This is a genomic window from Priestia veravalensis, from assembly GCF_001457055.1.
GTDB lineage: Bacteria > Bacillota > Bacilli > Bacillales > Bacillaceae_H > Priestia > Priestia flexa.
In genome coordinates this window covers 1-2,894 of the sequence record NZ_KQ758749.1, presented here as the reverse complement: position 1 = coordinate 2,894, position 2,894 = coordinate 1, and the positions used below count along the sequence as shown (strand labels likewise).

The 2,894-nt window shown below is 34.3% G+C and carries 1 protein-coding gene and 1 pseudogene; both read left to right on the top strand.

Annotation, left to right across the window (positions count from 1 at the left end; translation table 11 throughout):
* Window positions 1–41: 41 nt before the first annotated feature.
* A pseudogene (locus AS180_RS21985) lies at window positions 42–383 on the top strand (prolipoprotein diacylglyceryl transferase family protein); the annotation flags it as partial.
* Between the two features lie 240 nt (window positions 384–623).
* Window positions 624–2,666: a heavy metal translocating P-type ATPase gene (locus AS180_RS21075; RefSeq protein ID WP_062687459.1), complete on the top strand. Its 2,043-nt coding sequence runs from the start codon at window positions 624–626 to the stop codon at window positions 2,664–2,666.
* Window positions 2,667–2,894 lie beyond the last annotated feature (228 nt).

Below are 2,894 nucleotides of genomic sequence, written 5' to 3'. Positions count from 1 at the left end.
AAGAAAACAGAAAATTCAGTTAAAATTTATGCGACGCTAGTGATCAAATGTATATAAATGGAGCCTATTATCATCCAACCTTCTTATACGAATCTATATGGAACCTAATAGGGTTTGTCATCTTAATTTTCTTAAGGAAAGTTAATGTTAAAAGAGGAGAAGTGTTTTTATCTTATCTTACATGGTACTCTGTAGGACGATTCTTTATAGAGGGTTTAAGAACTGATAGTCTCATGTTGACAGATAGTTTAAGGATAGCACAGGTAGTTTCTTTAGTACTTATTATGTTAGGTATAAGCCTAATCGTGATTCGCAGATTAAAAGGTACAGCGATTCATCCTTATTATGATGTTTCTTATAATAAAAACTCGCCTTCCTCATAAATAAATTAAGCATAATGTGGTGTCATCGAAGTAAATTTATTCGATGTCCCACATTTTTTTATTGCAATAATTCTCTGTATATAGACGAGAGTTGTAAATAACATTTAGATCCTCACTTAATTATCTCCCGTATAACTCATTCACATTGTTTTTATGAGAAATTGCTTTTTTTTTGAAAATAAGGGTAGATTAACGAATATATAATTTATTCCTACATTCTAACCCTTGGAGGTCTCAACTGTGCAAAAGACTCATAATCATGAAATCTGTAGTCATGATACTCATAGCCACCATACCCATGAACATTCACATGAGGGAAAAGAACATAACGGTCATTCGCATCACCATGGACATATGGTAGAAGATTTCAAGAAGCGTTTCTACATTTCATTAATCGTTAGTATCCCAGTTTTCTTTTTGTCTCCCATGATTCATTCATTGTTAGGAGTTGATTGGGGATTTACATTTGATTCATATTTGTTGTTTGCTTTATCAACTTTTGTCTTCTTTTATGGAGGTTACCCTTTTTTAAAAGGCGCCGCAGATGAAATAAAACAACGAAACCTTGGTATGATGACATTAATTGCATTAGCGATCATTGTCGCTTATGTTTATAGTGCCTTAACGGTTTTTATTTTAGAAGGAATGGATTTCTTTTGGGAGCTTGTGACGCTAATTGATATTATGCTATTAGGCCATTGGCTTGAAATGAGATCTATTATGGGAGCATCTAGTGCATTAGAAGAACTGGTAAAATTATTACCTTCTGAAGCTCATCTTATAGATAAAGATGGGCAAATAACAGATATAACAGTTTCTGAATTAAAACATGGAAATGAAATATTAATTAAACCAGGAGAGAGAGTACCTGTTGATGGAGTCATCAAAAAAGGGCAATCAACCATTGACGAATCAATGTTAACAGGTGAATCTGTGCCAGTTGAAAAAAAGATAGGAGAACCGGTTACAGGTGGATCAGTTAATGGAGAAGGCTCTTTAACGGTATCTGTAGAAAAGACAGGGGAAGAAAGTTATCTTTCCCAAGTCGTAAAAATGGTGAAAGAAGCTCAAGAATCACGGTCTAAAACACAAGATTTATCAAATAGAGCTGCAAAGTGGTTATTTTATATTGCATTAGCAGCAGGGTTTTTAACTTTGTTTGCTTGGTTAGTGTTAGGTTATGGATTTAACTTTGCTTTAGAAAGAATGGTTACCGTAATGATTATTGCTTGCCCTCACGCATTAGGCCTAGCTGTACCATTAGTAATTTCTATTTCAACTGCTATCTCGGCTAAAAAAGGCCTTTTGATTCGTAATAGAATGCACTTTGAAGAAGCACGAAATATTAATGCAGTGGTTTTTGATAAAACTGGCACTCTGACAAAAGGAGAATTTGGTATCACTGATATTGTATTAGAAAAAGGATATACAGAAACAGATTTATTAAGCCTTATTGCATCGCTGGAGGGGCAATCTGAGCATCCGATTGCAAAAGGAATAGTAAGAAGTGCTAAAGAAAAAGGCGTTACAATTAAACAGCCTGAAGAGTTTGAGTATATGACAGGTAAGGGGATTAAAGGAAAAGTAAATGGAAAGGACATTCTTTCTGTTAGTCCAGGCTATATTAATGAATTAAAAATTTCTTATCCTCATGAAAAATATACCGAATTATCAAAAGATGGAAAAACAGTTATTTTTGTATTGGAAAACCAGAGATACATTGGAATGGTCGCATTAGCAGACCAAGTCCGAGAAAGTGCAAAACAAGCAGTAGAAAAGCTTAAAGAAATGGATATAGAGTCGATAATGCTAACAGGAGATAATAATCAAGTAGCTCAATATGTGGGCAAACAGGTTGGATTAGATAAAGTATATGCAGAAGTGCTTCCTCACGAAAAAGCTGATAGGATCAAGGAAGTTAAACAACAAGGAAAGAAAGTAGCTATGACAGGAGATGGAGTGAATGATGCGCCGGCTTTAGCTAATTCAGATTTAGGAATTGCAATCGGTGCTGGAACAGATGTAGCTATTGAGACAGCAGATGTTATTTTAGTGGACAGCGATCCTAAAGATGTTGTTTCTATTATTGATTTATCTAAAAAAACCTACCGGAAAATGATCCAAAATTTGTGGTGGGCTGCTGGATACAACATAATTGCTATTCCCTTAGCAGCAGGTGTTTTTTATAAAATAGGAATTGTACTAAGTCCAGCAGTGGGTGCTGTGTTAATGTCCCTGAGTACCATTATTGTGGCAATTAATGCAAAGTTGCTAAAAGCATAGCTAAAAGCAAGCTTGTTATAACAATGCATATTCATAGGGGAAATATTAAATCTAAATAGAATAAAAACTTAATTATGAATTAAATTAAAATAACGAGGCTGGGACAAAACCCTCCTCTGAACCGAAAAAGCCAGTGACATTTTACGACGAGTAAAATGTCACCGGCTTTGTTTATTTTTACATTAAAATAAGGACCACTTCTGATAAAATAAAGTTACCATACAAAAT